Genomic DNA, 25,479 nt, shown 5'->3' with positions numbered 1-25,479 from the left:
CATGTGGCAATCCATTGGCCTGACCCTGCTGCTGTTGCTGGGGCACACCCTGATCCGGCGGCTTATTCACAAGAGTTTGCTGGCGCTCGGTCAGAGCAGACAGGTGAGCGAGAACCGGGTGCTCTACGTGGCCCATGTGTTCCACTTCCTGCTCGGCTGCGCCACCTTGCTGGTGCTGGCCGGTGTGTGGGGGCTCGACTTCTCCCGACTGGTGGTGCTCGCGTCATCTTTCTTTGCGGTACTGGGGGTCGCCATGGTGGCCCAGTGGTCGATCCTCTCCAACATCACTGCCAGCATCACCATCTTCTTCGCCTTTCCCTACAAGATTGGCGACCGGATCCGCATCCTCGACAAGGACGACTCGGTCACCGGCGTCATCACCGAGATTGGCCTGTTCTACGTGCGGGTACGGGATGACAACGGTGATCTGGTCACCTATCCGGCCAACCTGATCCTGCAAAAGCCGGTCAGGAAGCTGGAGGGCAAGGTGGCGGAACCACTGCAACCGGAATAGACAGTAACCGGAATAGAAAGTAACCGGAATAAGAAAAAGGCTCCTCTGGAGCCTTTTTTCTGTGTGGCGGGTGCTGATCTAGCGTTCGAAGAAGCGGTAGAGGTGCTCCACCTGCATCGGGCAGTCGGCCACCAGATGCACATGTTCGCGGGCCTGATCGACGGTGCCGAAACTGACCGGGCAGCCGAGGGTGTCGGTCAGCTCGTAGAGGGCACCATCCTTGCCTCTGAATTCGATAAGCCAGCCGGGGATGGCAACGTCGTGGAGAATTTCGGCTTCTTGCAGGATCTGTTGCTGATAGAGCTTACGAAGTTCACTGACTGTCATGATGCGCTCCTTTGGGGAATATCCACTCCCAGTCTATGCCTGCCCTTTATGTGCGGCAACAGCAGTGCGGCAACGGGCTTATCCCCGCAGGCACTGCCAGGCCCAGCGGATGCGGATAAAGGTCTCGGCATTGCCGCCCCGATCCGGATGGTGCTGCAGCGCCAGCTCCCGCCAGCGGCGGCGGATCGCCTCTTGGCTCGCCCCTTCATTCAGCTCGAACAGTGCCAGCGCCTCGGCTTTGTGCCCCTCCCCGTCATAAGCGCGCCAGAAGCGGTTGAGCAGGGCTTCAACTTCGGCACGGTCGGTTTGCCAGAACACCTGCCAGTCGAGGTAATAGCTGCGCAGATTTTCGCCGATAGCAAAGGCGTGGCTGGCCGCCGGGGTCTTGGCCAGCGGTTCGAGCCGGATATCCAGGGTGCTGATCACCAGCCACCATCCCTCTTGCCAGAACTCGGCTTGCAACTGGTAGAGGGCGTTCATGATCAGGAAGTTGACCCGAAACAGCTGCAGCTGCTCGTCGTCGGCCAGCACCGGAATCGCCCCCTGCTGGCGCAGGGCGGCCATCAGCTCGTGCACCTTGTAGCTGCCCGCCGCCTGTTGCAACAGCGCCAGCAGCGGGGCAATCAGCGGGTTGGCGTTCGGGTCGCTCATGACGTTCGATTCTTCCATGTGAGGGCTTTTCTGCCTGTGGCGCCAACAGTGTGCGACGTACAGGCGAGGCGGTGCTGGATCAGAGTGGCATCTGCCAATGGGCGGGGCAAGGCGCAGTGGCAAGCGCGGCGCAGAAAAAGCGCGCCAGCGGGGCGGTCATGAGCGTGAGCCCGATCAGATGGGGCTCTCCTTGTGGAGCTCGCCGACACAGTCGGCCAGCGCCAGTACCAGCTCGGAGCGCACCATCTGATCGAGCCGGTTGAGCTGCATCTGGTAGAAGGCCCAATCCTCTTCGCTGGCGGGGGGCTCGAGCTTCATCATGCCACCCTGATTGACCCCGTGCAGGCGGTCGAGCAGATCGCGGATCGGCTTGTCGCTGAAACGGTAATCCTTGGGGTCGCGCACCAGAAAGTCGCGGATCTTGATATAGGCTTCGATATCCTGATAGCGCTCGAGGGAGATGAGGCCGAGGGCGAAGATGAGCTTGAGGCGCACCTCCAGCTGGCCGAGGGGGCCGCTCTGGTTGAGCAGGGGTTCGATGGCGTATTTGACGGCATACTCCTCCTGACGGAACGCGCGTCGCATCAGGGAGTCGACCGCCTCTTCCAGGATGGTCACGGCTTCGAGAAAGAAGCCGCGGGGGCCATCCTGCTCGTTCAGTCGTTCCAGTACTTCATCTTCCTGGTGTGTGGTCATAGGTGTATAGGGTCCAGCTGACAGGGAGAGAGTGGGCCTCTCTCCCGGTTTTTATCATATGGGGCACATTCCCTTGCCATTCAAGCGCTTGGGGCGCTATCAGTGGTGGCTGAATGCGCCGCAAGCAGGGTCATTACAGGGTTTCGTAACGGGCGACGATGGCGCGAACCACCTCGCTCTCTTCATCCAGTCCGGTGACGCGGGCCAGCGCTTTGGCCGGGCCAAGCTCCGCCAGCAGGGCTTGCAGCTCCACCGCCTGCGGGTCATCGGTGTTGCGATAGTGCAGCGCCGCGGCGATCCCCTCCTGCAACTGCTCGTTGGGCAGGCCGTACTCCAGGGTGCCGAGCAGCGGCTTCACCAGTCGATCCCCCGCCGCCAGCTTGCGCAGCGGCTGACGACCGACCCGGTCAATCTCGTCCACCAGATAGGGGTTGGCGAAGCGGGAGAGGATCTTCTCGATGTAGGCGGCATGCAGGCGCGGGTCGAAGCCGTAGCGTTTCACCAGCACGGCACCGCTCTCCTCCATGGCGCGGCGCACCTTGCTGCGGATCACCGGATCTTCGATCGCCTCGCGCACTGTGTGGTAGCCCCGCAGCTTGCCGAGGTAGGCGGTGACGATGTGACCGGTGTTGAGGGTGAACAGCTTGCGCTCGACGAAGGCCATCAGGTTGTCGGTCGGCTCCATGCCCGCCACCTGTGGCAGCTCCCCCTTGAACTGGGTCTGGTCGACGATCCACTCGCTGAAGCTCTCTACCGTCACTTCCAGCGGATCATCGTTGGCGGCCGCGGCGGGCGGCACGATGCGATCCACCGCCGAGTCGACGAAGCCGATGCAGGATTCGAGCGTGGCATGATACGCGACTGGCAGGTACTTGAGTACCTCCTGCTTGAGGTGGCTGGTGCCGCGCACCATGTTTTCGCAGGCGATGACGTTGAGCGGAGTCAGGTTGCCAGCATCGAAGCGGGCCTGCAGCCCCTTGGCCAGGGTGCTGGCAATCTTGTCCAGAATGTTGGGGCCGACGGCGGTGGTGACCAGATCGGCGGTGATGATGCGGGCGATCACCTCGTGACCGGCGGAGCTCACCGCCGCCACGTTGCGCACCACGTCCAGCTTCTGATCCGCACCCACCACATGGACCTTGTACTCCTGACGGTGGTTGAGCTGGTCGATAAGCGTGTCGTTGACGTCAGCGAAGGTGACCTGATGGCTGGCATCTGCCAGCAGTTTGCCGATAAAGCCGCGACCGATGTTACCAGCACCAAAATGCAATGTTTTCATGATATTAACCTCTTGAACCAAAGACGATGAAAGATGATTACGCAGCCTGTTCGGCACCCAGCAGATCCAGGAAGGCCTGGGGATCCGTGGTGCTGGCCAGCCGGTCGATGAGACCGGGTTCATCCAGTGCATTGGTCAGGCGGGTTATCACCTGCATGTGTTCGTCGTTGCGGGCGGCGATGCCGATCACCAGCCGCGCTACCTCATCGGCGGCTTCGCCAAAGGCGACCCCGGCCGGATACTGGCAGATGACGATACCGGTACGCTTCACAAACTCCTTGGCGGCGATGGTGCCGTGAGGCACGGCGATGGACTCGCCGAGGTAGGTGGAGACCAGCTGTTCACGCTCCAGCATGGCGTTGACGTAGTCGGGCGCAACGTAGCCGCGCTCGGCCAGCAGTCGGCCTGCGGTCAGGATGGCGGCCTCCTTGCTGTCCGCTTTCAGTCCCAGATGCACGTCATGACGGCTCAGGGTAAAGACTTCGGCGGCCTGCGGCTCGTAGTTGTCATCGTTGGCCGCCACCAGCAGTTGCGGGTTGGCGACATCATCGTTGGCGGCCTGGGTCAGGCTTTGAACCAGCTCCTGATAGAGGCCGTTGTCGAGGAAGTTGGTCAGGGAAATATGGTGAGCGTTCGGCGCATGGCGACGGGCCCGCTCGGTCAGATCCTTGTGGGTGATGACCCAGTCCACCTGATCGTCGAGCTGATCGATGGCGCGGTTGGTGACGCTGATGTCGAGCCCGGCGGCCTGCACCCGCTTGCGCAGCATGCCGGCACCCATGGCGCTGGAACCCATGCCCGCATCGCAGGCCACCACGATATTGCGCACCGCCATCAGTTCACCGCCCGGCTTTTTGGCCGCTGCGGTCTCGGGCTTGGCACCCTTCATGGCTTTCATCTTGCGGGTGGCTTCACCGAGCGCATCGGCCTCGTCGGCTTCCGGCTGCTGGGCTCGGACGAACACGGCGGCGACCAGGAAGGAGACCAGGGTGGCACTGATGATGGAGAGGGCGACCCCAATCAGGGAGGCTTTCGGCGTCATCAACAGCACGGCGAAGATGGAGCCCGGCGACGCGGGGGAGACCAGACCGGCATTGAACAGGGTCAGGGTGAAGACCCCGGTCATGCCACCGGCGATCACCGCCAGAATGAGGCGCGGGTTCATCAGCACATACGGGAAGTAGATCTCGTGGATGCCGCCGAAGAAGTGAATGATGGAGGCGCCAGCCGCGGACTGCTTGGCCGCGCCACGGCCGAACACCATGTAGGCCAGCAGCACGCCCATGCCCGGGCCCGGGTTCGCTTCGATCAGGAAGAAGATGGAGCTGCCGTGCTCGGTCGCCTGCTGGATCCCCAGCGGCGAGAAGATACCGTGGTTGATGGCGTTGTTGAGGAACAGGATCTTGGCCGGTTCGACGAAGATGGAGGTGAGCGGCAGCATGTGGTTTTCCACCAGGAAGCCGACGCCACCGGCCAGCACGCCGGAGAGCACCTTGACGAAGGGGCCAATCACGAAGAAGGCGAGGATCGCCAGCAGCATGCCGATAAGGCCGGCGGAGAAGTTGTTGACCAGCATCTCGAAGCCGCTCTTGACGCGACCGTCCATCGCCTTGTCGAAGCGCTTGATGGCCCAACCACCGAGCGGGCCGACCATCATGGCACCCATGAACATCGGGATGTCGGTTCCCACGATGACGCCCATGGTGGTGATGGCACCGACCACGCCGCCGCGCTCACCGCCCATCAGTTTGCCGCCGGTGTAGCCAATCAGCAGCGGCAGCAGGTAGGTGATCATGGGGCCGACCAGCTTGGCCAAGGTTTCGCTTGGCAGCCAGCCGGTGGGGATGAAGAGGGCGGTGATAAAGCCCCAGGCGATGAAGGCGCCTATGTTGGGCATGACCATATTGGACAGGAAGCGTCCAAAATTCTGTATCTTGACTTTGGTATCCGGTGATAACATGTCGGGACCCCGTTTTAAGCCTGTTTGATTAAAAGTGGTAGTCGGGATGGCCGGTTTTGCCGAACTGCCATCCCGGTCGTCTAAGCAACTTCAATCTACCAGCTTGCGATCAAATTAGGCTGAAAACGGGGTGTCTTGTGATCCATCTCTCAGATACCCCACCATACCCCCTCCCCAACCAGTGACCCTGATCACATTCGGATGCTGTAATTCGGCTACATTTCGATCTTTTCTGTTTTGCATGACCATTTTTTGTGACTCAGCCCACTAAAGTTGTCTGGTGGTGCCTTTGGGTAAAGGTGATTTAAATCACAAATTCAATTTTTGTATTCGAATGGGACAAGTCACTCAATCACTCATCAGCGGGTGGTGACGATGGATCTATCGAAACCTCTCATTGGTTATCAATGAATCAATAAGTTTGTAACCCGCTTTCAGTTTTTACGGTCGGTGATGAGGGCTGTTTTGCGGCTGATTGATGGGAATGGGCGCCAGCATGCAGGATGTGATTGCGCGGCTGACGTTCGGGGAGCTTGCTTGCCGCACAGGGCAGGCAGCAGATAAAAACAAACCGCCAGCAGGCGGTTTGTCGGTTTTGGCGATCTGGCCCCTGTCGGGGACTGCGGCTTAGTAGAAGCCTGCATCCTCGGGGGAGGGGCGGGTCTTGAAGCGGCGATGGAGCCACATGTACTGCTCCGGCGCCTTGCGCACGGCGGCTTCAATCTCGCGGTTGGCGCGGGTGGCATCGACCATGTCATTCCCGCTGGGGTAGTCGGCGAGCGGCGCCCCGATATGCAGGGTGTAACCCTCGCTGGTGCGAATGTTGTAGCAGGGCAGGGTGACGGTGTTCTTCACCCGCGCCAGGGTGGCGGTGCCGGTGATGGTAGCCGCCTGCTCCACCGCGAAGTAGGGCACGAACACGCTGGCGTGGCTGCCGTAGTCGTGATCCGGCGCGTACCAGAGGGCGTCGCCGTTGCGCAGCGCCTTGATCATCCCCTTCACGTCCATCCGGTCCACCAGATATTTGTTGGAGGCGCAGCGACCGTGGTACTGGGCATACTCCAGCACCGGATTGGTGTTGGGGCGATAGACCCCCACGCCGGGGCGAACCAGCCCGAAACAGCGGGCGTTGAGCTCGAGCGTCAGGAAGTGGCAGGAGAGCAGCAGCATGCCCTGTCCCTTCTCCATGGCGGCGATGACGTGCTCTTCCCCTTCCACCTTCATCAGGTTGCGCATCCGCCAGTCCGGCCAGAACCAGGCGATCCCCACCTCGAACACGGCGCAGCCCACGCTCTCGAAGTTTGCCTTAAGCAGTTTCTCCCGCTCATCCCGGGTTAGCTCGGGCATCGCCAGTTCCAGATTGCGACGGGCGATTTTTACCCGGGACTTCAATATCCTGGCGGCGAGACGACCGAGCTGACGACCCAGCCACATCTGGCTGCGCCACGGCAGCAGGGTCAGCAGCCAGAGCAGGCCGAGGCCGAACCAGCTGGCCCAGTAACGGGGATGAAACAGGTGGGGCTCCAGGCGGGGAGCGTTGTCATGGGCCATGGCTAATCTCTTGTTCGCAAACACAATCGGGGGATTCTAGCCGAAAAGGGGGGGCGGGGGCGAATGGCAGTGTGCTGGTCAGAGGGGTGGCCCGCGTCCGGTTAGCGTGACAGCGGCGGTCGGCTTTTTCTACACCGGATAAAAGAGTGTGATAAAATCGCCCGCTGATTTTTCAGGTTTTGAGAGTCGATACAGATGAAGATCACCCTGCCCGAGTTTGAAAAAGCCCGCGTTCTGGTCGTAGGCGATGTCATGTTGGACCGTTACTGGCATGGCCCCACCGGCCGGATCTCCCCCGAGGCGCCGGTGCCCGTGGTCAAGGTTGAACACATTGAGGAGCGTCCCGGTGGCGCGGCCAACGTGGCCCTCAACTCCGCCGCTCTCGGCGCCCACGCCGTGCTGCTTGGCCTGACCGGTCAGGATGAAGCGGCCGATGCGCTGGCCGGTCAGATGGCTGGCGTCAAGGTGGCCTGTGACTTCGTTCGTCTGGCCGACTTCCCGACCATCACCAAGCTGCGTGTCCTGTCCCGCAACCAGCAACTGCTGCGTCTGGACTTTGAAGAGCCCTTCCACTCCGTCGATGCCACCCTGCTGATGAGCAAGGTCGAGCAGGCGCTGCCGAACAGCGACGTGATGATCCTCTCCGACTACGGCAAGGGTGCGCTGAACGACGTGCCCGGCATGATCCAGCGGGCCCGCGCCGCCGGTATTCCGGTGCTGGTCGATCCCAAGGGCACCGACTTCGAGAAGTACCGCGGTGCCACTCTGCTGACCCCCAACATGTCCGAGTTCGAGGCTGTGGTGGGCAAGGTGAAGAGCGAAGAGGAGCTGGTCGCCAAGGGGCTGGAGCTGGTCAAGCGCTTCGAGCTGGATGCCCTGCTGGTCACCCGTTCCGAAAACGGCATGACCCTGATCCGCGAAGGGCTGCCCGAGCTGCACCTGCCGGCTCAGGCTCACGAGGTTTACGATGTGACCGGTGCCGGTGATACCGTGATCTCCACCCTGGCCACCTCGCTGGCGGCAGGCAAGAGCCTAGACGAAGCCTGCGCCCTGGCCAATACCGCCGCCGGTATCGTGGTCGGCAAGCTGGGCACCTCTACCGTCAGTCCGGTCGAGCTGGCCAACGCCCTCTATACCGAGCAGGAAACAGGCTTTGGCGTCATGTCCGAAGCCCAGCTGAAAGTGGCGGTGCGTGCCGCCCGTCTGCGTGGCGAGAAGGTGGTGATGACCAACGGCTGCTTCGACATCCTGCATGCTGGTCACGTCTCCTATCTGGCCAATGCGGGCAAGCTGGGGGATCGATTGATCGTGGCGGTCAACACCGATGAGTCGGTTCGCCGTCTGAAAGGGCCGGGTCGTCCGGTCAACCCGACCGAGCGTCGCATGGCCGTACTGGCTGCGCTGGGCGCGGTGGATTGGGTAGTGCCATTCGGTGAAGATACCCCGCAGCGCCTGATCGCCGAGATCCTGCCCGACCTGCTGGTCAAGGGCGGTGACTACAAGCCGGAGGATATTGCCGGTTACGCCGAGGTGACCGCCAACGGCGGCGAGGTGCGCGTGCTCAACTTCGAAGATGGTTGCTCCACCAGCGACATCATCAAGACGATTCGCGAGCGCGGCTAACGCGCTGCGGGCCCCGCAATCTGGCGGGGCTTTCTATCGGCGGGAGCAAGCCGACAGAAATACGGATAACAAAAAGGCGACCTTGCGGTCGCCTTTTTCATGTCCGATAGCGGCTATCAGCCTTTGGTTTTAGCTTTTGCCGTGGCAGGCATCAACCCCTGGTTCACTTCCACCAGATCCTGCGCTTCCAGCACGCCAGCAGCCTGTTTCAAACTCAGGATGTTGAGGATGTAGTTGTAACGGGCGGCAGAGAGTTTCTGCTTGGCATCGTACAGCTTGCGGGTGGAATCCAGCACGTCGACGATGGTACGGGTGCCCACCTCGTAACCGGCTTCGGTCGCTTTCAGGGCGCTGTCGGCAGAGATGACGGACTGGCTATAGGCGCGCACCGAGCCGATGCTGGCGTTCACGTTGTTGTAGGAGGAGCGCACTGTGCTCTGCACCGAACGGAAGTTCTTCTCCAGCAGCTCGCTGGCGGCCACGTAGTTGAACTGGGCCTGCTTCACTTGCGACGTGGTGGCACCGCCGCTGTAGATCGGCAGCTTGAAGGTCAGACCGATATTGGCCTGATTGTCATTGCCGCCCGGAATGCTATCCAGCTTGTAATCGGTATTGCTGGTTTGCAGGCCGGCACCCAGATCCAGGGTCGGTTCATGGCCGGTTTTGGCCAGATCGATTTTCTCTTTGGCTATGTCTTTGGCGATGCGGGCACTGTGCAGTTGCAGGTTCTTGTCCAGCGCCAGTTCCAGCCACTTGTCGGAGCCAAAGGCGGTCTTTTGCGGGCTGAAACGATCGGTGTTCAGCACATCCAGATTGCGGTGATCGATACCGGTCAGCTCGCGCAGGGCCTCATAGCTGTTGGCCAGATCGTTCTCGGCGTTGATCTCGTCGGCCAGAGCCTGGTCGCGGGACGCCTCGGCTTCATGGACGTCGGTGATGGCGGTCAGGCCCACTTCGAAACGCTGCTGGGTTTGCTCCAGTTGACGCTCAACGGCAACCTTGTTGGCACGGACGAATTCCAGGGTATCCATCGCCTTGAGCACATTGAAATAGGCGGTGGCGCTGCGCACCATCAGGTTCTGCACTTCGAGGTTGTAGGCGACGTCGGACTGGGTGGCGCCTTTCTCGGTCAGGTCCAGGTTGACCCAGTTGCTGCGACGGTAGATGGATTGATCCAGCGAAAGAGAACCGGAGGCTTTGTTGTTGCTCTGGGTATCATTCTTGTTTTGCAGGTAGTTCAGACCGGCACCCAGATTGATTTGCGGCAAGAGCGCAGCACGGGATTCATTGATCTTCTCGAAGGCCTGGTCACGAACGGCTTTGGACTGCAGCAACTGCGGGTCTTTGATCTGGGCTTGCTGGTAGATGTCGAGCAGGTTTTCGGCATGGGCACCGGCACTGACGCCCAGCAACACCATGACGGACAAGAGTGTTCTTTTCATAGATCGTTTTAACCTTATGTAGTAACCCAAACTGGTTGCTGGAGAGGGCAAATATTGTCACCGACCAAGCTTGATTGCAGCTTAATCACTCTACTATAAGCAAAATTTAATGCTAAGAGTCTCAGGTCCGGTGACGGGAACGTCAAGAACCGGACGCAGTTTTCTCCCCGCGCGCCTAGCCAAATGGTCTGTGGCTGCTAAAATCCACCCCTCATTGCCATGGTACGCCGAGTGAATGAACGTTCATTCATGTTCCTCGGATTTTATGGTCAAACTGATACAAGTCAAGCTGACGGGAGTCCCGGATGTCGCAGCAACCCTTGCCGCAAGATCGGCATTACGCCGCCGATGATGTGAAAATCATTGAAAAATCAGCTGGATATAACGGCTTCTTCAAGGTGAATGTCTATCGTCTGCAGCATCGGTTATTTGCAGGCGGCTGGAATCAGCCCATTGTGCGCGAGCTGTTCGAGCGGGGCCATGCTGCCGCGCTGCTGCCCTATGATCCGGTACTCGACCAGATCGTGCTGGTGGAGCAGTTCCGTATCGGCGCCATGGAGACCTGCCCGACCCCCTGGCTGCTGGAGCTGGTGGCTGGCATTATCGACGAAGGTGAAACCGCCGAGGCGGTGGTGCGCCGCGAAGCGGTGGAAGAGGCCGGGATCGAGGTGGCCCGCTGCGAGCACGCCATCAGCTATCTGGTGAGCCCGGGTGGCAGCACCGAGCGGATAGAGGTCTATGTGGGCGAGGTGGATGCCAGCAAGGCCGAAGGGCTGCACGGGCTGGCCGACGAAGGCGAAGATATCCGGGTGCACGTGGTGAGCCGCGAGCAGGCCTACGCCTGGCTCAAAGAGGGGCGCATCGACAATGCGGCCTCGGTCATCGCCCTGCAGTGGCTGGCTCTCAACCACGGCGAGCTGCGCGCCCGCTGGCTGGCGGATCGCTGAGGTGGCGCTGACCCTGCAACAGAGCAGGCGCTATGTGCCGGATTTGATGTCTTTGCAGCGTACCTGCGAGGTCAATTACATGGCACTGATGAAATTGTTGCCGCCAGAGGGTGAGGTCGGGGCCGAGCGCCGCTATCGGGTCGGCAACGATCTGCAGTTCCAGCTCACCATCATTGGCGAGAGTCGCTTCACCAGCCAGGTGATCCTGAGCCAGCACAACCCCGAATTGCCCGAATATCTGCAGGCTCAAATCGAGATTCGTTTGTACCATGATGTGCGGATGGCGGAAGTGTGTGCAGCGCAACAGATTTCCCGTTTGCAACCACGTTATGATTATCCCAATAAAAAGATGCACCAGCGGGACGAAAAGGAGCAGGTAAATCTGTTTCTGGCCGAATGGCTAAAATTTTGTCTCAGACATGGTACCAGCCCGATCAATATCTCCAGTTGAACAAATAAAAAGAAGCGTGATTTTGGAAACAGAGCTCCCCCAGGCGCAGGACGGCAGTGTGCGCCTGTTGCAAATTACTGATACCCATCTTTTTGCCAGTGCCGAGGGTCGGCTGCTGGCTGTGCGCACCGCCGAGAGTCTGGCTGCGGTGCTGGAGCGGGTGCAGGCCAACGACCATCCCTACGAGGTGATTCTGGCGACTGGCGACCTGTCGCAGGATCACAGCCCGGAGTCTTATCAGCGCTTCGCCTCCATGATGGCGCCTCTTGGCCGCCCCATCTACTGGTTGCCCGGTAATCACGATGACAGCCCGCTGATGACCGAGCAGCTTCATGCCGCTGGGATCAGCGAATCCAAGCTGCTGGTGGGCGATCACTGGCAGGTGATCCTGCTCGACACCCAGGTGCGCGGCAAACCCCACGGCATGATCGGCGATCACCAGCTGGCCGCCCTCGACCGCGCCCTGCGCCAATATCCCGATCGCCACGCCCTTATCACCCTGCACCATCAGGCGGTGCCGGTGGGCTGCGCCTGGCTGGATCAGCACAATCTCAAGAATGCCGATGACCTGTTTGCCGTGCTGGCCCGTCATCCGCAGCAGAAGACCATCCTGTTTGGCCACGTCCATCAGGAGTTTGACGAGGTGCACCGCGGAGTGCGGCTGATTGCCAGCCCCTCCACCTGCATTCAGTTCAAGCCGCTCTCTGATGGCTTCGCGCTGGATGAATCCGGCCCGGGCTGGCGCTATCTCACCCTCTATCCGGATGGGCGGGTGACCAGCGAGGTGTGGCGCCTGCCGGTGGGGCAGTTTGTGCCTGACCCCAACGCCACCGGTTATTGAGGAGAGCATTCCATGAAGTCGGTTCTCCTCTACCTGCACGGTTTCAACTCCTCGCCCGGTTCAGCCAAGGCGCAGCAGATGGCTGCCTGGGTGGCAGAACACAGATCCGATATCGAGGTGGTGATCCCGGCCCAGCCCAACACCCCGGCGGCGGCCTGGGCGGCCATCGAGCAGACCATCGCTGATCTGCAGAGCCGTTATGGCAACGAATTCAAGCTTGGCGCCGTGGGCAGCTCCCTCGGCGGCTTTATGGCGACCCGGGTCAGCGAGCAGTACGGCTGCCGCGCGGCACTGATCAATCCGGCGGTGCGCCCCCACGAGCTCCTTTGTGACTACCTCGGCCCCCAGACCAATCCCTATACGGGGGAGCAGTATCAGCTGCTGCCTGAACATATGGACGAGCTGCGAGCGCTGGCAGTGCCTGTGACCGCCCCCGAGCGACTCTGGGTGCTGCAACAGCAGGAGGACGAGGTGCTTGACTACCGCAAGGCGCTGGACGAGTACCGCTTTGCCCGTCTCTCGCTGGAGTGCGGCGGCGACCACGCCTTTGTGGCGTTCGAGCGCTACCCCGCCCAGATCATCCACTTCCTCGGGTTATAAAAGGGCGGTCTCGCCCTGCTTGTCCTTCTCCAGATCAAGCTTTCGGCGCGGGGCGTTTGTCCTGCCCCCGCCTAGCAGTTAAGATTCCCTCCAAACGTCAATTCGCAAGGCCCTCCATGTCTACTCAATACAATGCGGATGCCATTGAGGTCCTCAATGGCCTTGAACCGGTGCGTCGTCGCCCCGGCATGTATACCGACACCACCCGGCCCAATCACCTCGGCCAGGAGGTCATCGACAACAGCGTCGACGAAGCGCTGGCGGGCCACGCCCGTACCCTGGAGGTGACCCTGTATGAAGACCAGTCCCTCGAGGTGATCGATGACGGCCGCGGTATGCCGGTCGATATCCACCCGGAGGAAGGGGTGTGCGGGGTGGAGCTGATCCTCTGCAAGCTGCACGCGGGCGGCAAATTCTCCAACAAGAACTACCAGTTCTCCGGCGGTCTGCACGGGGTGGGTATTTCGGTGGTGAACGCCCTTTCCGATCGGGTCGAGGTGACGGTGCGCCGCGACGGCCAGGTCTATGACATCGCCTTCGAGCGTGGCGAGAAGGTGCAGGAGCTGACCATCACCGGCACCTGCGGCCGTCGCAACACCGGCACCCGGGTGCGTTTCTGGCCGCAGGCGAGCTACTTCGATTCGCCCAAGTTCTCGGTCACCAAGCTGGAGCACCTGCTCAAAGCCAAGGCCGTGCTCTGCCCCGGCCTCACCATCAAGTTCCTCGACAAGAACACCGGCATCAAGCTGGAGTGGTGCTATGAAGATGGCCTCAAGGATTATCTGGTCGATGCGGTCAAGCAGTTCACCTGCCTGCCGGAGCAGCCCTTTATCGGCTCGTTCAGCTCCGAACAGTCGGCGGTGGACTGGGCACTCTGCTGGTTGCCGGAAGGGGGCGAATGCCTCGCCGAATCCTATGTGAACCTCATTCCCACCGCGCAGGGCGGTACTCACGTCAACGGCCTGCGTCAGGGGCTGCTCGACGCCATGCGCGAGTTCTGCGAGTTCCGCAACCTGCTGCCGCGCGGGGTCAAGCTGACCCCGGAAGATATCTGGGATCGCTGCGCCTACATCCTCTCCATCAAGATGCAGGACCCGCAGTTTGCCGGTCAGACCAAGGAGCGCCTCTCCTCCCGCCAGAGCTCGGCGTTTGTCTCCGGCGTGGTGAAGGATGCCTTCAGCCTTTACCTCAACAGCAACACCGAGCTGGCGGAGCAGATCGCCGAGATCTGTATCAGCAGCGCCCAGCGCCGACTGCGCGCCGCCAAGACAGTGGTGCGCAAGAAGATTACCCAGGGCCCGGCGCTGCCCGGCAAGCTGACCGACTGTAACTGCGCCGACCCCATGCAGGGTGAGCTGTTCCTGGTGGAGGGTGACTCCGCGGGCGGCAGTGCCAAGCAGGCGCGGGATCGCGAGTTTCAGGCCATCATGCCCCTGCGCGGCAAGATCCTGAACACCTGGGAGGTGGAGGCCGGTCAGGTGCTCGCCTCGCAAGAAGTTCACGATATCTCGGTCGCTATCGGGCTCGATCCCGACTCCGAAGATCTCAGCGGCCTGCGCTACGGCAAGGTGTGTATCCTCGCGGATGCGGACTCGGACGGTCTGCATATCGCCACCCTGCTCTGCGCCCTGTTTGTGAGGCACTTCCGCACCCTGGTCAACAAGGGCCACGTCTATGTCGCCATGCCGCCCCTCTACCGGATCGATATCGGTAAAGAGGTCTACTACGCCCTCGACGAGGACGAGAAGAACGGCGTGCTGCAGCGGGTCGAGGCCGAGAAGAAGAAGGGCAAGGTGATGGTGACCCGATTCAAGGGTCTGGGTGAAATGAACCCGAAACAGCTGCGGGAAACCACCATGGATCCCAATACCCGCCGTCTGGTGCAGCTCACCATGGATGAGCAAGGGGAAGAGACCCTGCAACTGATGGACATGCTGCTGGCCAAGAAGCGGGCGGGTGATCGCCGTGAATGGTTAGAGGAGAAGGGGAACCTTGCCATCATCTAGGTCATTCCTTTGTTAGATGAGGAGTGGCTGATCGATCCGGGCAACCTCGCCATCATCTAAGCCGTCGGCTGGCCCGCACAGGGCCAGCAAGCATTTAGCCGGAGTCGCCCTGTGGCGGCTCCCGAACCGAAAGAGAAAACCACATGAGTGATGCTATCGAGCTCAGTCTGGACGGGGTAGAGCGCCAGCCAATGCGCACCTTTACCGAACAGGCTTACTTGAACTACTCCATGTACGTCATCATGGATCGGGCCTTGCCGCATATCGGCGATGGCCTCAAACCGGTGCAGCGGCGCATCATCTACGCCATGAGCGAGCTGGGTCTGTCGGCCCTCTCCAAGCACAAGAAATCCGCCCGTACCGTGGGTGACGTGCTGGGTAAGTACCACCCCCACGGCGACATTGCCTGTTATGAAGCCATGGTGCTGATGGCCCAGCCCTTCTCCTACCGCTACCCGCTGGTGGATGGTCAGGGTAACTGGGGTGCGCCGGACGATCCCAAATCCTTCGCCGCCATGCGTTATACCGAAGCGCGGCTGTCCCGCTTCTCCGAGCTGCTGCTCTCCGAGCTGGGGCAGGGCACGGTGGAGTGGACGCCGAACTTCGACGGCACCATGAAAGAGCCGGTAGTGCTGCCTGCCCGCCTGCCGCACATCCTGCTCAACGGGGTGACCGGTATCGCGGTGGGGATGGCGACCGACATCCCGCCCCACAACGCGCGGGAAGTGGCCTACGCCTGTGCCGAGCTGCTCGACAACCCGAATGCGGGGCTGGATGTGTTGATGCAGCACATTCAGGGGCCGGACTACCCGACCAACGCCGAGATCATCACCCCGCGTGACGACATCCGCAAAATCTACGAGACCGGCAAGGGCTCCATCAAGCAGCGGGCGGTCTGGAGCGAGGAGGATGGCGACATCGTCATCACAGCGTTGCCCCATCAGGCCTCCGGCGCCAAGATCATGGAGCAGATCGCCGCCCAGATGGTGGCGAAAAAGCTGCCGATGGTCACCGACCTGCGCGATGAATCGGACCACGAAAACCCGACCCGTCTGGTGATCATCCCCCGCTCCAACCGGGTGGATGTGGAGGGGCTGATGGCCCACCTGTTCGCCACCACGGATCTGGAGAAGAACTACCGGGTCAACCTCAACATCCTTGGCCTCGACAACCGGCCACAGGTGAAGTGCCTCAAGACCATCCTCAGCGAGTGGATCATCTTCCGCCGCGAGACCGTGCGTCGCCGTCTGCAGTTCCGCCTCGACAAAGTGCTGGCTCGCCTGCACATCCTCGAAGGCTTGCTGATCGCCTACCTCAACATCGACGAGGTGATCGAGATCATCCGCACCGAGGATGAGCCGGGCAAGGTGATGGTGGAGCGCTTCAATATCAGCGAAACCCAGGCCGAAGCGATCCTCGAGCTGAAACTGCGCCACCTGGCCAAGCTCGAAGAGTTCAAGCTGCGCGCCGAACAGAACGAACTGGCCGAAGAGCGCGACAAGCTGGAGCTGATCCTGGGCTCCGAGCGTCGCCTCAACACCCTGCTCAAGAAAGAGCTGCTGGCCGATGCCGAGAAGTACGGCGACGATCGCCGCACCCCGCTGGTGGAGCGTGCCACCGCCGTGGCGCTGACTGAGAAAGAGCTTATTCCCAGCGAACCGGTCACCGTCATCCTCTCCGACAAGGGGTGGGTGCGCGCCGCCAAGGGCCACGATGTCGATGTGGCGGGGCTCTCCTACAAGGCGGGGGACAGTTATCTGGCCCACGCCTGCGGCCGCAGCAACCAGCAGGCGGTGTTCCTCTCCACGTTGGGAAGAACTTACGCCCTCGAATCCCACACCTTGCCATCTGCGCGCAGTCAGGGCGAACCGCTCACTGGCCGCTTTGCGCTGGGGGCAGGGGAGGAAGTGCGCCATCTGGTGATGGGCAACGAGGGTGAGCCGTATCTCATCTGCTCTGATGCCGGTTACGGCTTTGTCTGCACCTATGACGATCTCATCGGCAAGAACAAGAACGGCAAAGCGCTGCTCACCGTGCCGGAAGGGGGTCAGGTGATGGCACCCCAGAAGATTGGCTCGCCAGAGACTGATCTCTGCATGGCCATCTCCAACGAAGGGCGCATGCTGCTGTTCCCGCTCAACACCCTGCCGGTACTCGGCAAGGGCAAGGGCAACAAGCTGATCAGCATTCCGTCGGCGCGGGTCAAGGCACGGGAAGAGTTTATGGTGATGGCCGCCATTATCCCGCAGGGGCAATATGTCACCCTGTTTGCCGGCAAGCGCAAGCTCACTCTTAAGCCATCTGACCTTGACTACTACCGCGGCGAGCGCGGCCGCCGCGGCGCCAAGCTGCCCCGTGGTTTGCAGCGGGTAGACAGAATAGAAATAGAATCCTCGGCAATTGAAGATTGCAATTCAGAAAATAATTAAAATATGGGAGCTTAGGCTCCCTATTTATAGGGGTTAGAATGGTTAAATATCAAATTTTCATTAGCTCGACATATGATGATTTAAAAAATGAAAGGGCTCAAGTTATTAAGTCTATTCTGGAAATGGGACACATACCAGTTGGTATGGAAATGTTTAGTGCTGCAGATGATGAACAGTGGAAAATAATACAGAGGCAGATAGATGAGTCTGACTACTATGTGGTAGTTGTGGCTCATAAATATGGTTCCATGGTCGGGGATATTAGTTATACGGAAAAGGAATTTGATTACGCAGTCAGCAAGGGGGTTCCTGTTCTCGGATTTGTTATCGACCAAACGGTTGAACCACTTGCAAAATATGTAGAAAAAAACGACGATAAAATCGTCTTACTAAATAACTTTAAGGATAAGGTAAAAAGCCGTCCTGTCGGATTCTGGAAATCATCAGATGATTTACATGGAAAGGTATCGATCGCTCTGATGAAAGCTTTTAATACAAATCCCCGGATAGGGTGGGCTAGGGCAACGTCTGTTGCAGGGCCTGAAGTCGTGGCAGAGCTATCTCGGTTGTCGAAAGAAAATTCTGACTTGAGGGAGCAGCTTCGCTTGCTTGACTCAAATAAAGAAACAAAACAGCAAGAGGAGTTTGTAAAGTTAAAGGATATGATGTCCAGTGTTGAAATGAAGATGCCGCTCAGGTTAAAGGGGGATGCTGACTGGAACATATCAGCAGACACAACATTATACAAAATATATTCAATTCTGGCTTCTGAAATAACAATAGAGATTTCAGTTGAACGAGCAGCAACTTATGTTGGTCGTATGTCTAACCCAGATAAAACTAAAGAGTTAAGTGATGTGGCGCCATATCCATTGAACAGGATGCGAGATTGCTTTTTGTCACTTTCAGCTTTAGAACTAGTTGAACCTAGTAAGAAAAAACATCCCGTCTCTGATGTTAATGAGTATTGGTCTCTTAGTTGTCATGGCCTTGCTTTTTTGAAATTCATGAAGTTGAATGCCCTTAAAGATATGGCTAATAAAAAAACGAAAGGGCCGGATGTTTAAGTAAGCATATGTTCGTAAGAACCGGTAGCTGCGATTGTGCGGGCAATCCATCTACTATCTGTATGCTGCGCGAATCAACCCTAATCGCCCTTGCTTGTGCAACGCTCTGTTGTTGGTCGATGGCTTCTGTTGTGATGGTTCATCCCTAGGGCCGTAGGTTTGATTAGCGCAGCGTAATCAGACGATCGCGAAAACAGGTTGCCGTAATTCTGCTGGTGCTTCAGCCGATCTCTTCTCTATGTTCATAGCCACCGAGATTGCGGTGCGGACGATTACGCTTCGCTAATCGACCCTACTTGCCTCTGTTTTATTTGACGCTCTGCTGCTTGTCGATGGCTTGCTCCCCCTTATCCCCGATCCTTCTCCCCTTGTTTATGGCAAAGAGTGGGAGAAGGGAGCCCAGATCGCAGCAATTTTGGAATAGCGTGACAGCTATGGCTAAAGGTTGGCAGGAACTTGTCCCCTCTCCCTTTGGGAGAGGGTTAGGGTGAGGGGAGGTAACACCGGGGTGCAATGAACAAGGCAAATGGCACCGCGATTAAACCCGCGAGGTTTACCGGTGCAATGCGCTTCGCTTATTGCACCCTACGTCCTACCCGGCGGCGTGAGCGCCCAGAAATGCCGCCATGATGGTAAACAGCAGCCAGTCATTGATAATGTGCGCGCCGGTCGATACCCAAATATTTTTGGTAATGATGTAGCCACTGAGCAGCACAATGCGGGCCGTTCCGATAACCAGAAAACATTGCACGAAATTCCACTCATAAGTGGGCAGATGCAACGCACCGAAGATAAGCGCAGTACAGAGCCAGGCGGTGATAATGGCACGCTTGCGCGTCATGGCGAGTTTTTGGTGACAAAACCAGAGCACAGCCAGAAACGGCAATATGGAAACCACCTCCTCACCGAAGAGTTGCGGGGCTGTTTTTAAATAAAAGAGGATGAGTGCCGTATCGGATGCCCCTGCCAGCAGGGCGTTGGCCGGGTTTGCATTCATCTTGAAAACAAGCTGTAGCAACAATGCAACGGTAAAGGAGACCAGAATATTGGCGCCAGCAATGGCCACCATCAACAGAACATCCCGCCATGTCGGCGTGCGAAACAGTGCTCGCCACCCTTTACCCACCATGATGGCAAGCATGGCCAGCGGAATAAGCGGAAACAGAATGGCGGGAACAAAGCCGCCCATGGTGGTTTTAAAAAATGCGACAGGCAGCGTCAGCATCGAGAAACCCAGCGCCGCACCCAGCAGGAGCACTACCCAGTGGCGGGCAGATAATGCATGGGGCCCCTCGCGATAAAAGGGGAAGTCTCCGGCATTTTTGCGCTCGAAACCATAGCAATTCTTGTCATTCAATACCGGCATGGCGGCAGATTGATCTTCACTCATGGCGTCTCTCGATATGTATTCGGGTGTGGTGCAGACAATCGTACACCAAGGGAGCACCCCGCGAGGTTGCCGCTGCAATGGGCTGCGCAGATTACCCCTATGCCTTGATGTGCTGGATTGTTTCATTGGCGCAACAGCTAAAAATGGATTGGTTTCTTTGGTGCAAAAATCATCACAGGCGCCACTCTGCCAGCCTGAAAAAAGCTATCCATCCCGCCAAAAGAGAGGGCCCCGACATCTATGATGGCGGGACCCTTTGCATTAGCAGTAGCGTTGCTGATTCAACCGTTCGCGCTGGTAGGGGCCAGTGAAATGGCTGGCCCGCACCCGATCAGACGGGAATGGCAGCTCCTGCCGGTGGCGGGGTGATCTTCGAGGCGATCAGCTGGCGCAGGCGGGGCACCAGCAGCAACAACACCACGCCGCCCGCCAGCGAGCCCCAGCCCAGCATATTGAATACCGAGCTGTAACCCGGGTTAGTGGCGAGCGGGGTGCTGCCGATATTTTGCGGCATGGCGCCGGAGACATAGCCCGCCAGCACCGAGGCGACGCCAGTCACCATCATCCAGCAGCCCATCATCAAACCTTGCAGGTTGGCGGGGGCCAGCTTGCCAATCATGGCGTAGCCGATAGGGGAGATCAGCAGCTCGCCCAGACTCTGCAGCACATAGCTGATGGCGATCCACTTGAAGGCGACCAGCCCGTCGGCCCCCGCCAGATGGATGCCGATCGGCAGTACCAGCATCCCCAATCCCATGCAGAACAGCGAGGCGGCAAACTGGGAGGGGATATCGATATTCCAGCCCTGCTCGCGCAGCCGTTTGAACAGCAGCGCCATCAGCGGGCCGCCGATGACGATGACGAGGGTGTTGATGTTCTGGATCCACTGGGGAGCGACCCGCAGCCCGAACACGTTGAGGTTGATGTTGTGCTCGGAGAAGAGCATCAGCCCCATGGGCGCCAGCTGGTAGAGCGACCAGAAGATCAGGGAGCCAAGGGCGAGGATCAGGTAGGCCACCATGCGGCTGCGCTCGGCGGCGTCCGGGTGGCGGGCGGTCATCACGCAGAGCAGCACCAGCACCACTGCCCCCAGCATCAGCACGAAGCTGCCGCTAAAGCTGGCGTGGGTCAGCAGCAGACGCAGGGCGGGCACCAGCAGCGCCAGAATGGCGAGGCCGCCGAGCATCCGCAGGTAGAAGCCGCGCCCCTTGATATGACGCAGCGGGGTGTTGATATCCGCCAGAATCGGCCAGAAGAACAGGGTGGCGATGATGGCCAGCACGTTGCCGAGGGTGGCGAACAGGAACAGGGTGCGGTAATCCTCGGTGAGCTGGAAGTAGCCCGCCACCGAGAAGCCCATAAAGAAGCCCAGATTCATCCCGGCGTAGTTCCACAAGAAGGCGCTCTCGCAGCGGTGATCGTCCGGGGCGAAGCGCTGGGTCAGCATCATGTTGAGGCAGGTGACGTTGAGACCGCTGCCGGTGAGGAACATGGCGAGCCCCCAGTAGAGGCCGGTGATGCCCATCTCGGCGATGAGGTAGCAGCCGATCACCTGCAACACCATCCCCATCACGAACAGGTTGCGGTTACTGAGGTAACGCCCGCCGAGGTAGCCGCCAAACAGGTGCAGGCCGTAGTTGAAGGCCCCGAAGATCCCCATCATGGCGTTGGCCTGGGATTCGCTAAAGCCGAGCCGCTTGGTGGCGTAGAGCACCAAAGTGGAGTAGAGCACGGCAAAACCCAGGGTGGCGAAGGTCTGAATAAAGAACAGGGCGCCTGAGCCGGGGGGGACGGCGGCGTGATGAGGGTGTGGTGTCGAAGCGCTCACGGTCTGTCTCCTGTGAGAAGAGAAAATCACAACTCATCCTGAGAGCGTACCGGTCTGCTGCCGGCTAGCCTTTGGCGCTTCCATGCTGGTTTCAAGGCTGGTCTGTCATTTAGCGACCTGCCCGATCAAATTGCCAGACCTTAAATTTAATCCGGCGCGATTAATTGCTTTTTATTGATCTATTCCGCCTTTTTATGCGGGCGAGACCGTGATTTTAGCTCGATTTACCATGCGATTGCGGTACGTTTGATGTGATCTTGTCGGTCTTTTTATGCCAATTTCTGCGGTGTGGTGCGATCTCCATCCCGTTTATTACCCCATCACGTCACGACAACCCGGCTGTTGCGTCGCATATCATTTATTCATCTGCAAGCGTTGAGTGAATAAATATCGGGGGGAAAGGGGCGGCCCGAGGTGGTTGGCGTGTGTTCCCTCTCTGCTGGGGAGAGGGTCAGGGTGAGGGGAGGTGCTTGTCGCCTGATATAACAACGCCCGGCGGGCCGGGCGTTGTGGTGCGACAGGTTGAAGGGGCGACGAAAGCGGCCCTAGAAGTCGTGGTAGAGCGGCCAGCCGAGCAGCGGGTGCTTGAGACCGGCGCGCATCTCGAAGTTGTCGAGCTTCTCCGGCGAGGCGTTCTCTTTTTGCAGCAGCTGGTACTGGCGCACAAAGCCCAGCGTGTGCAGCAGGTTGGGGACAAACCCCTTGCTGAGATCCTGACGCAGACCGGCGATCAGTTCGCCCGGCAGCTCTGCCAGCAGCAGCTCCAGCTGGGCGGCCAGATAGTCGGTGTCGTACCACGCCTCGTTGAGCTCAATCTCCCGCGCCAGTTTGCGCTTGAGATCCTGCTTCACCTTGAGTTTGGCGGCGCCGCTGCCATTGCCGCAGAGAATGCGGTAGAGCAGCGCTTCGGCCAGCTTGTCTTCCATGGTCGGGTGGTCGTTTTCGCAGGCGAAGCAGTGCTGATCCAGCAGGGTCATCAGGCGGGCCTTGTTATGCTCGGCCAGCGCTTTTTCGTACTCCTGCCACCCTTGCCACTCTTCCACGTCCGGCGGGCTGGAGATCTTGTCCAGCAGGCGGGCGTCCACATCCCCAAAGAGGTTGTTGCCGCCGGGCTGCTTGCTGCTGACGGAGATCAGCATCGACCACCCTTTCTGGAACGGCTTGATGGGCCCTTCCGGCGCTTGCAGCAGTGCGAGCGCTTTAGTGGTGTCGCGCTGGGAGAGCTCCTGCAGGCCGAGGCTCACCACGCCGATCACGTCGTGGGCGGCCTGCTCCAGCAGGTGCATCTTGTACTTGTTGTAGTACTTGTCGGCGAACTTCAGGCTCATCAGCACCGCCTTGCCCTTGATGGCGGCGAGCTGCTGCTGACTCAAGAGTTCGTTTTCGCGGCCAAAGCGCAGCACCTGAGTGAGAAAGGGGCCTTGATTGACGTCGCGTATCACTAGTTGCATTGCGGGGTTCCTCAATCCAGAAAGCTGAACATGTCGTCGACTTCGGCGTACTCGTCCTCGACCTTGTTCTTCTCTTTGGCCTGCATCACCAGCTCGCTGGCGAACTTGTTGATGATCCCTTCCCAGCTGGAGTGCTCGTTGCGCAGCAACGCCTTGATGGATTTCTCCACTTCGGGGGTCAGCTCGCGGATCAGCATCAACAGGCTGCGCGGGTCATCCAGCGCGTAGTCGTGGGCATCTTCGCTCTGCTGGCGGTTGCTGTAGGAGAGCGCCTCTTCCAGATCTTCCTCTTCGGCGTGCAGGGGGTCGTGGAAGCCTTCTTCATCCTCGTAGCGGTCGCCACGGTAGAACTCGATAAAGGGGATGGCGAGGTAGAAGAGACCGGCCGGATCATCGGCGACGCACTCGAGGATCTCCCGCTGCTTCGTTTCGCTATCCTGGGTGCGGATCAGGTAGTTGAGGAAGTCGAAGGTGTGCTGTTGCAGCTCTTCGGCGTTGTTTTTGATCGCCTCTTCCCAATAGAGCGGCTGCTGGCAGACGATGTCGCGGATCCGCTCCGGGGTCATCAGCTCCGCGATGATGGAGGGGAAGGACATGTCATGCTGGCCGTTGATCTGGGTCAGGGTGACGATATCGATCTGTTCAATGACTTCGCCCAGCTGCTCATCGGACATGGTCTTGGCGATCAGCTCGAACTTTTCGCTGGCCTGCTTCGGCTCGATAACGGCCAGCTCTTTGATCTCGATGGCGGTAATTTCTATCAGACTGTTGTTCATGCGTTGCCCCAATTAGAAACGTACTTCGTCGTACATATCCTGATCGCCGTCGTCGTCACCATCACCGTTGTAGTCGGCGTCGGCATCTTCCCCGTCTTCATCTTCGTCGTCACGCAGTTCATAGTCGTCATCGGCACGGCGGCCACCGCGCGGCAGCGGGTTGTCGAGCTGGAACAGCACGGCGCAGGCTTCGATCAGCTGATCTTCGCTCTGGGCCCGTACCGCCTTGACCAGCGGCAGGTCGGCATTGTTGAACGCCACCGACACCTTGAATTCATCCCATGAGGGTTGTACGCCGCCGGTGAGCCATTTGTTCCACTCGGGCTTGGTTTTGGCCGGGAACTGCACCCGGCCATAGAGGGCCAGCGGCAGGTATTCGGGCATAAACTCCAGCATGCTCATATCGGCCAGCAGCAGGGTCTTCATCTGGCCGGTGAACTGTTCCAGCGCCTTGGGGTCATCCTGATCCCGGTAGGATTCGATGTTCTCGCTCGCGTCACTTATCAGCGCTTTGATACGCGCCTGATCCCATTTTTTTTGCATAGTGGCTCTTCTTTCCTGCGTTGGCATCAGGGGTAGAACTGATCCCACATCTCCTGCATGGCAGCAGCGGGATCGGTCACGATAACGTTGTTGAAATCCTTGATAAAGGCGGCGCGCTGTTTCGGGTCGGACAGCACTTCATAGGCCTGCTTTACCTGGTGCAGCTTGATGGCTGCCAGCTCTCGCTCTTCTTCGCTCGCCCCTAACAGCTTATCGGGGTGGTACTGGTTCGACAGCCGGCGATAGGCTTTTTTGATGTCGTTTTCGTTGGCGTTGGACTTGACGCCCAGCACCCGAAAGTAGTTGTTCATGGCAGATCCTGCATCACTGGCATCATCGGATTCATACTGCGGGTGCCTGATGGTGGGGATTGGCAAACCAGGCACGGCAAAAACCCGTCATTTTAACGGAAACGGCCCCCCAAAGCGATGAATTGGGCGACGAATTAAGGGGCGGGATGAAGAGGTGTCAGTTGAGCGTCTATTGTTGCCAGTCGGTCTGGCCAGTGCAAGGGCCGCGTACGGGAAGGCGATGAAAAAATGGCCATCCGGTAGGGATGGCCATGTTGAAAGCAACTATGTTGCGTGGCTAGAGTGACGCCCACCAGAGCCGCAGCTGCAAGCCCAACTTCGAGCTCCAGCCGGTGGTGCTGCTCACCAGCTTGCCATCCTTGATGACGAGGACGGTCGGGGTGACGCCCACCTGCCACTTGGCGGCCAGATCGCCCGACTCGTCGTTGTGGGTCGGAAAGGTGAGTCCCTTCTTGCCCATCCCCTTGCCTAACTGCTCCGAATTGCCGGAGCGCAGTGCCACCGTCAGCACGTTTTCACCCTCTTGCCAGAGCTGTTGCACGGTCGGGGTAGTGAAACGGCAGACGCCGCACCAGCTGGCCCAGTAGTAGACCAGCAGCGGCTTGCCCTGACTTAAGGTAGCGAGATCCGTGCTGATGCCATCCTGCAGGGTGACGGGGGCGCTCATCGCCCCTTCAGGCAGGGTCGGGCTGCGCCACAGATCCAGCAGGGTCGAGATAACCAGCGCCATCAGCAGCAGCCAGAGTGCCTCCTTGCCCCAGCGTCGCCAGCGGGATTGAGGATTGATTGTTGTCAT

Annotated in this window: 23 protein-coding genes; 9 read left to right on the top strand and 14 right to left on the bottom strand. The window is 59.3% G+C overall.

The window, feature by feature from the left end:
• Window position 1 precedes the first annotated feature (1 nt).
• Complete coding sequence (locus OKC27_RS05925) at window positions 2–514, top strand: mechanosensitive ion channel domain-containing protein (protein ID WP_005354921.1); 513 nt, start codon at window positions 2–4, stop codon at window positions 512–514.
• Window positions 515–592: 78 nt separating this feature from the next.
• On the opposite strand, the gene OKC27_RS05920 is transcribed toward OKC27_RS05925, so the two are convergent.
• From OKC27_RS05920 to lpxL, 6 genes are all read right to left on the bottom strand, one after another.
• Complete coding sequence (locus OKC27_RS05920; RefSeq protein WP_042057543.1) at window positions 593–841, bottom strand: hypothetical protein; 249 nt, start codon at window positions 839–841, stop codon at window positions 593–595.
• Window positions 842–919: 78 nt separating this feature from the next.
• Window positions 920–1,492 carry a DNA-J related domain-containing protein gene (locus tag OKC27_RS05915; RefSeq protein ID WP_270693358.1) on the bottom strand — a complete coding sequence of 191 codons (573 nt, stop codon included), beginning with the start codon at window positions 1,490–1,492 and terminating at the stop codon, window positions 920–922.
• A gap of 174 nt (window positions 1,493–1,666) precedes the next feature.
• Entirely contained in the window at window positions 1,667–2,188 is a 522-nt protein-coding gene (locus OKC27_RS05910; RefSeq protein ID WP_270806009.1) for an MltR family transcriptional regulator, read from the bottom strand.
• 133 nt (window positions 2,189–2,321) lie between these two features.
• The gene (locus tag OKC27_RS05905) at window positions 2,322–3,467 is read right to left on the bottom strand and encodes a mannitol-1-phosphate 5-dehydrogenase (protein ID WP_270693357.1); all 1,146 of its coding nucleotides are present in this window, start codon (window positions 3,465–3,467) and stop codon (window positions 2,322–2,324) included.
• Between the two features lie 37 nt (window positions 3,468–3,504).
• Entirely contained in the window at window positions 3,505–5,427 is a 1,923-nt protein-coding gene (locus OKC27_RS05900) for a PTS mannitol transporter subunit IICBA (RefSeq protein ID WP_270693356.1), read from the bottom strand.
• A gap of 627 nt (window positions 5,428–6,054) precedes the next feature.
• Entirely contained in the window at window positions 6,055–6,978 is a 924-nt protein-coding gene (gene lpxL / locus OKC27_RS05895) for an LpxL/LpxP family Kdo(2)-lipid IV(A) lauroyl/palmitoleoyl acyltransferase (protein WP_270693355.1), read from the bottom strand.
• Between the two features lie 195 nt (window positions 6,979–7,173).
• Between lpxL and hldE the strand changes: the two genes are divergently transcribed.
• A complete protein-coding gene (hldE, locus tag OKC27_RS05890; protein WP_270693354.1) occupies window positions 7,174–8,601 on the top strand; it encodes a bifunctional D-glycero-beta-D-manno-heptose-7-phosphate kinase/D-glycero-beta-D-manno-heptose 1-phosphate adenylyltransferase HldE in 1,428 nt (475 codons plus the stop codon).
• A 116-nt stretch (window positions 8,602–8,717) separates the two neighbouring features.
• Here hldE and tolC read toward each other — a convergent pair whose 3' ends face one another.
• On the bottom strand, window positions 8,718–10,043 hold the full coding sequence (gene tolC, locus OKC27_RS05885) for an outer membrane channel protein TolC (RefSeq protein ID WP_075113240.1): 1,326 nt from the start codon (window positions 10,041–10,043) through the stop codon (window positions 8,718–8,720).
• 305 nt (window positions 10,044–10,348) lie between these two features.
• On the opposite strand from tolC, the gene nudF reads away from it, so the two are divergent.
• The 7 genes from nudF (at window position 10,349) to OKC27_RS05850 (ending at window position 18,384) form a co-directional block, all read left to right on the top strand.
• Window positions 10,349–10,990: an ADP-ribose diphosphatase gene (gene nudF / locus OKC27_RS05880; protein WP_111807617.1), complete on the top strand. Its 642-nt coding sequence runs from the start codon at window positions 10,349–10,351 to the stop codon at window positions 10,988–10,990.
• A gap of 46 nt (window positions 10,991–11,036) precedes the next feature.
• Window positions 11,037–11,441 carry a DUF1249 domain-containing protein gene (locus tag OKC27_RS05875; RefSeq protein WP_267967597.1) on the top strand — a complete coding sequence of 135 codons (405 nt, stop codon included), beginning with the start codon at window positions 11,037–11,039 and terminating at the stop codon, window positions 11,439–11,441.
• A gap of 22 nt (window positions 11,442–11,463) precedes the next feature.
• On the top strand, window positions 11,464–12,282 hold the full coding sequence (gene cpdA, locus OKC27_RS05870) for a 3',5'-cyclic-AMP phosphodiesterase (RefSeq protein ID WP_182938307.1): 819 nt from the start codon (window positions 11,464–11,466) through the stop codon (window positions 12,280–12,282).
• Between the two features lie 12 nt (window positions 12,283–12,294).
• Complete coding sequence (locus OKC27_RS05865; protein ID WP_182938306.1) at window positions 12,295–12,882, top strand: YqiA/YcfP family alpha/beta fold hydrolase; 588 nt, start codon at window positions 12,295–12,297, stop codon at window positions 12,880–12,882.
• A gap of 116 nt (window positions 12,883–12,998) precedes the next feature.
• Window positions 12,999–14,888 carry a DNA topoisomerase IV subunit B gene (parE, locus tag OKC27_RS05860; RefSeq protein WP_182938305.1) on the top strand — a complete coding sequence of 630 codons (1,890 nt, stop codon included), beginning with the start codon at window positions 12,999–13,001 and terminating at the stop codon, window positions 14,886–14,888.
• Between the two features lie 143 nt (window positions 14,889–15,031).
• A complete protein-coding gene (gene parC / locus OKC27_RS05855) occupies window positions 15,032–17,317 on the top strand; it encodes a DNA topoisomerase IV subunit A (RefSeq protein ID WP_270806008.1) in 2,286 nt (761 codons plus the stop codon).
• 38 nt (window positions 17,318–17,355) lie between these two features.
• The gene (locus tag OKC27_RS05850) at window positions 17,356–18,384 is read left to right on the top strand and encodes a DUF4062 domain-containing protein (protein WP_270806007.1); all 1,029 of its coding nucleotides are present in this window, start codon (window positions 17,356–17,358) and stop codon (window positions 18,382–18,384) included.
• Window positions 18,385–18,976: 592 nt separating this feature from the next.
• On the opposite strand, the gene OKC27_RS05845 is transcribed toward OKC27_RS05850, so the two are convergent.
• The 7 genes from OKC27_RS05845 to OKC27_RS05815 form a co-directional block, all read right to left on the bottom strand.
• On the bottom strand, window positions 18,977–19,774 hold the full coding sequence (locus OKC27_RS05845) for a CPBP family intramembrane glutamic endopeptidase (protein ID WP_270693283.1): 798 nt from the start codon (window positions 19,772–19,774) through the stop codon (window positions 18,977–18,979).
• Window positions 19,775–20,105: 331 nt separating this feature from the next.
• Window positions 20,106–21,602, bottom strand: a complete 1,497-nt coding sequence (locus OKC27_RS05840) for a peptide MFS transporter (RefSeq protein WP_270806006.1) — start codon at window positions 21,600–21,602, stop codon at window positions 20,106–20,108.
• 545 nt (window positions 21,603–22,147) lie between these two features.
• Window positions 22,148–23,053 (bottom strand): cold adaptation protein AtcC, encoded by a 906-nt coding sequence (gene atcC / locus OKC27_RS05835; protein ID WP_270693285.1) that lies wholly within the window; start codon window positions 23,051–23,053, stop codon window positions 22,148–22,150.
• Window positions 23,054–23,064: 11 nt separating this feature from the next.
• Complete coding sequence (gene atcB / locus OKC27_RS05830) at window positions 23,065–23,829, bottom strand: cold adaptation protein AtcB (RefSeq protein WP_058052352.1); 765 nt, start codon at window positions 23,827–23,829, stop codon at window positions 23,065–23,067.
• 12 nt (window positions 23,830–23,841) lie between these two features.
• Window positions 23,842–24,372, bottom strand: coding sequence for a cold adaptation protein AtcA (atcA, locus tag OKC27_RS05825; RefSeq protein WP_042061898.1), 531 nt, complete (start codon window positions 24,370–24,372; stop codon window positions 23,842–23,844).
• A 26-nt stretch (window positions 24,373–24,398) separates the two neighbouring features.
• The gene (gene atcJ / locus OKC27_RS05820; protein ID WP_033135738.1) at window positions 24,399–24,683 is read right to left on the bottom strand and encodes a cold adaptation protein ActJcold adaptation protein ActJ; all 285 of its coding nucleotides are present in this window, start codon (window positions 24,681–24,683) and stop codon (window positions 24,399–24,401) included.
• Between the two features lie 277 nt (window positions 24,684–24,960).
• On the bottom strand, window positions 24,961–25,479 hold the full coding sequence (locus tag OKC27_RS05815) for a protein disulfide oxidoreductase (RefSeq protein WP_270693286.1): 519 nt from the start codon (window positions 25,477–25,479) through the stop codon (window positions 24,961–24,963).

The sequence above is a fragment of the Aeromonas sp. QDB62 genome (genome assembly GCF_027705695.1).
Taxonomy (GTDB): Bacteria; Pseudomonadota; Gammaproteobacteria; order Enterobacterales; family Aeromonadaceae; genus Aeromonas; species Aeromonas allosaccharophila.
This window is presented reverse-complemented; position numbering and strand designations above follow the sequence as displayed.

Bases quoted from the DNA above. Each gene is read 5' to 3' on its own strand.
- lpxL (WP_270693355.1), bottom strand. From the start codon at position 6,978: ATGGCCCATGACAACGCTCCCCGCCTGGAGCCCCACCTGTTTCATCCC.
- OKC27_RS05905 (WP_270693357.1), bottom strand. From the start codon at position 3,467: ATGAAAACATTGCATTTTGGTGCTGGTAACATCGGTCGCGGCTTTATC.
- parE (WP_182938305.1), top strand. From the start codon at position 12,999: ATGTCTACTCAATACAATGCGGATGCCATTGAGGTCCTCAATGGCCTT.
- OKC27_RS05815 (WP_270693286.1), bottom strand. From the start codon at position 25,479: ATGACAACAATCAATCCTCAATCCCGCTGGCGACGCTGGGGCAAGGAG.
- OKC27_RS05875 (WP_267967597.1), top strand. From the start codon at position 11,037: ATGTCTTTGCAGCGTACCTGCGAGGTCAATTACATGGCACTGATGAAA.
- OKC27_RS05900 (WP_270693356.1), bottom strand. From the start codon at position 5,427: ATGTTATCACCGGATACCAAAGTCAAGATACAGAATTTTGGACGCTTC.
- hldE (WP_270693354.1), top strand. From the start codon at position 7,174: ATGAAGATCACCCTGCCCGAGTTTGAAAAAGCCCGCGTTCTGGTCGTA.
- OKC27_RS05915 (WP_270693358.1), bottom strand. From the start codon at position 1,492: ATGAGCGACCCGAACGCCAACCCGCTGATTGCCCCGCTGCTGGCGCTG.
- atcB (WP_058052352.1), bottom strand. From the start codon at position 23,829: ATGAACAACAGTCTGATAGAAATTACCGCCATCGAGATCAAAGAGCTG.
- atcC (WP_270693285.1), bottom strand. From the start codon at position 23,053: ATGCAACTAGTGATACGCGACGTCAATCAAGGCCCCTTTCTCACTCAG.
- OKC27_RS05910 (WP_270806009.1), bottom strand. From the start codon at position 2,188: ATGACCACACACCAGGAAGATGAAGTACTGGAACGACTGAACGAGCAG.
- OKC27_RS05925 (WP_005354921.1), top strand. From the start codon at position 2: ATGTGGCAATCCATTGGCCTGACCCTGCTGCTGTTGCTGGGGCACACC.
- atcJ (WP_033135738.1), bottom strand. From the start codon at position 24,683: ATGAACAACTACTTTCGGGTGCTGGGCGTCAAGTCCAACGCCAACGAA.
- parC (WP_270806008.1), top strand. From the start codon at position 15,032: ATGAGTGATGCTATCGAGCTCAGTCTGGACGGGGTAGAGCGCCAGCCA.
- OKC27_RS05850 (WP_270806007.1), top strand. From the start codon at position 17,356: ATGGTTAAATATCAAATTTTCATTAGCTCGACATATGATGATTTAAAA.
- OKC27_RS05865 (WP_182938306.1), top strand. From the start codon at position 12,295: ATGAAGTCGGTTCTCCTCTACCTGCACGGTTTCAACTCCTCGCCCGGT.
- OKC27_RS05920 (WP_042057543.1), bottom strand. From the start codon at position 841: ATGACAGTCAGTGAACTTCGTAAGCTCTATCAGCAACAGATCCTGCAA.
- atcA (WP_042061898.1), bottom strand. From the start codon at position 24,372: ATGCAAAAAAAATGGGATCAGGCGCGTATCAAAGCGCTGATAAGTGAC.
- tolC (WP_075113240.1), bottom strand. From the start codon at position 10,043: ATGAAAAGAACACTCTTGTCCGTCATGGTGTTGCTGGGCGTCAGTGCC.
- OKC27_RS05845 (WP_270693283.1), bottom strand. From the start codon at position 19,774: ATGAGTGAAGATCAATCTGCCGCCATGCCGGTATTGAATGACAAGAAT.
- nudF (WP_111807617.1), top strand. From the start codon at position 10,349: ATGTCGCAGCAACCCTTGCCGCAAGATCGGCATTACGCCGCCGATGAT.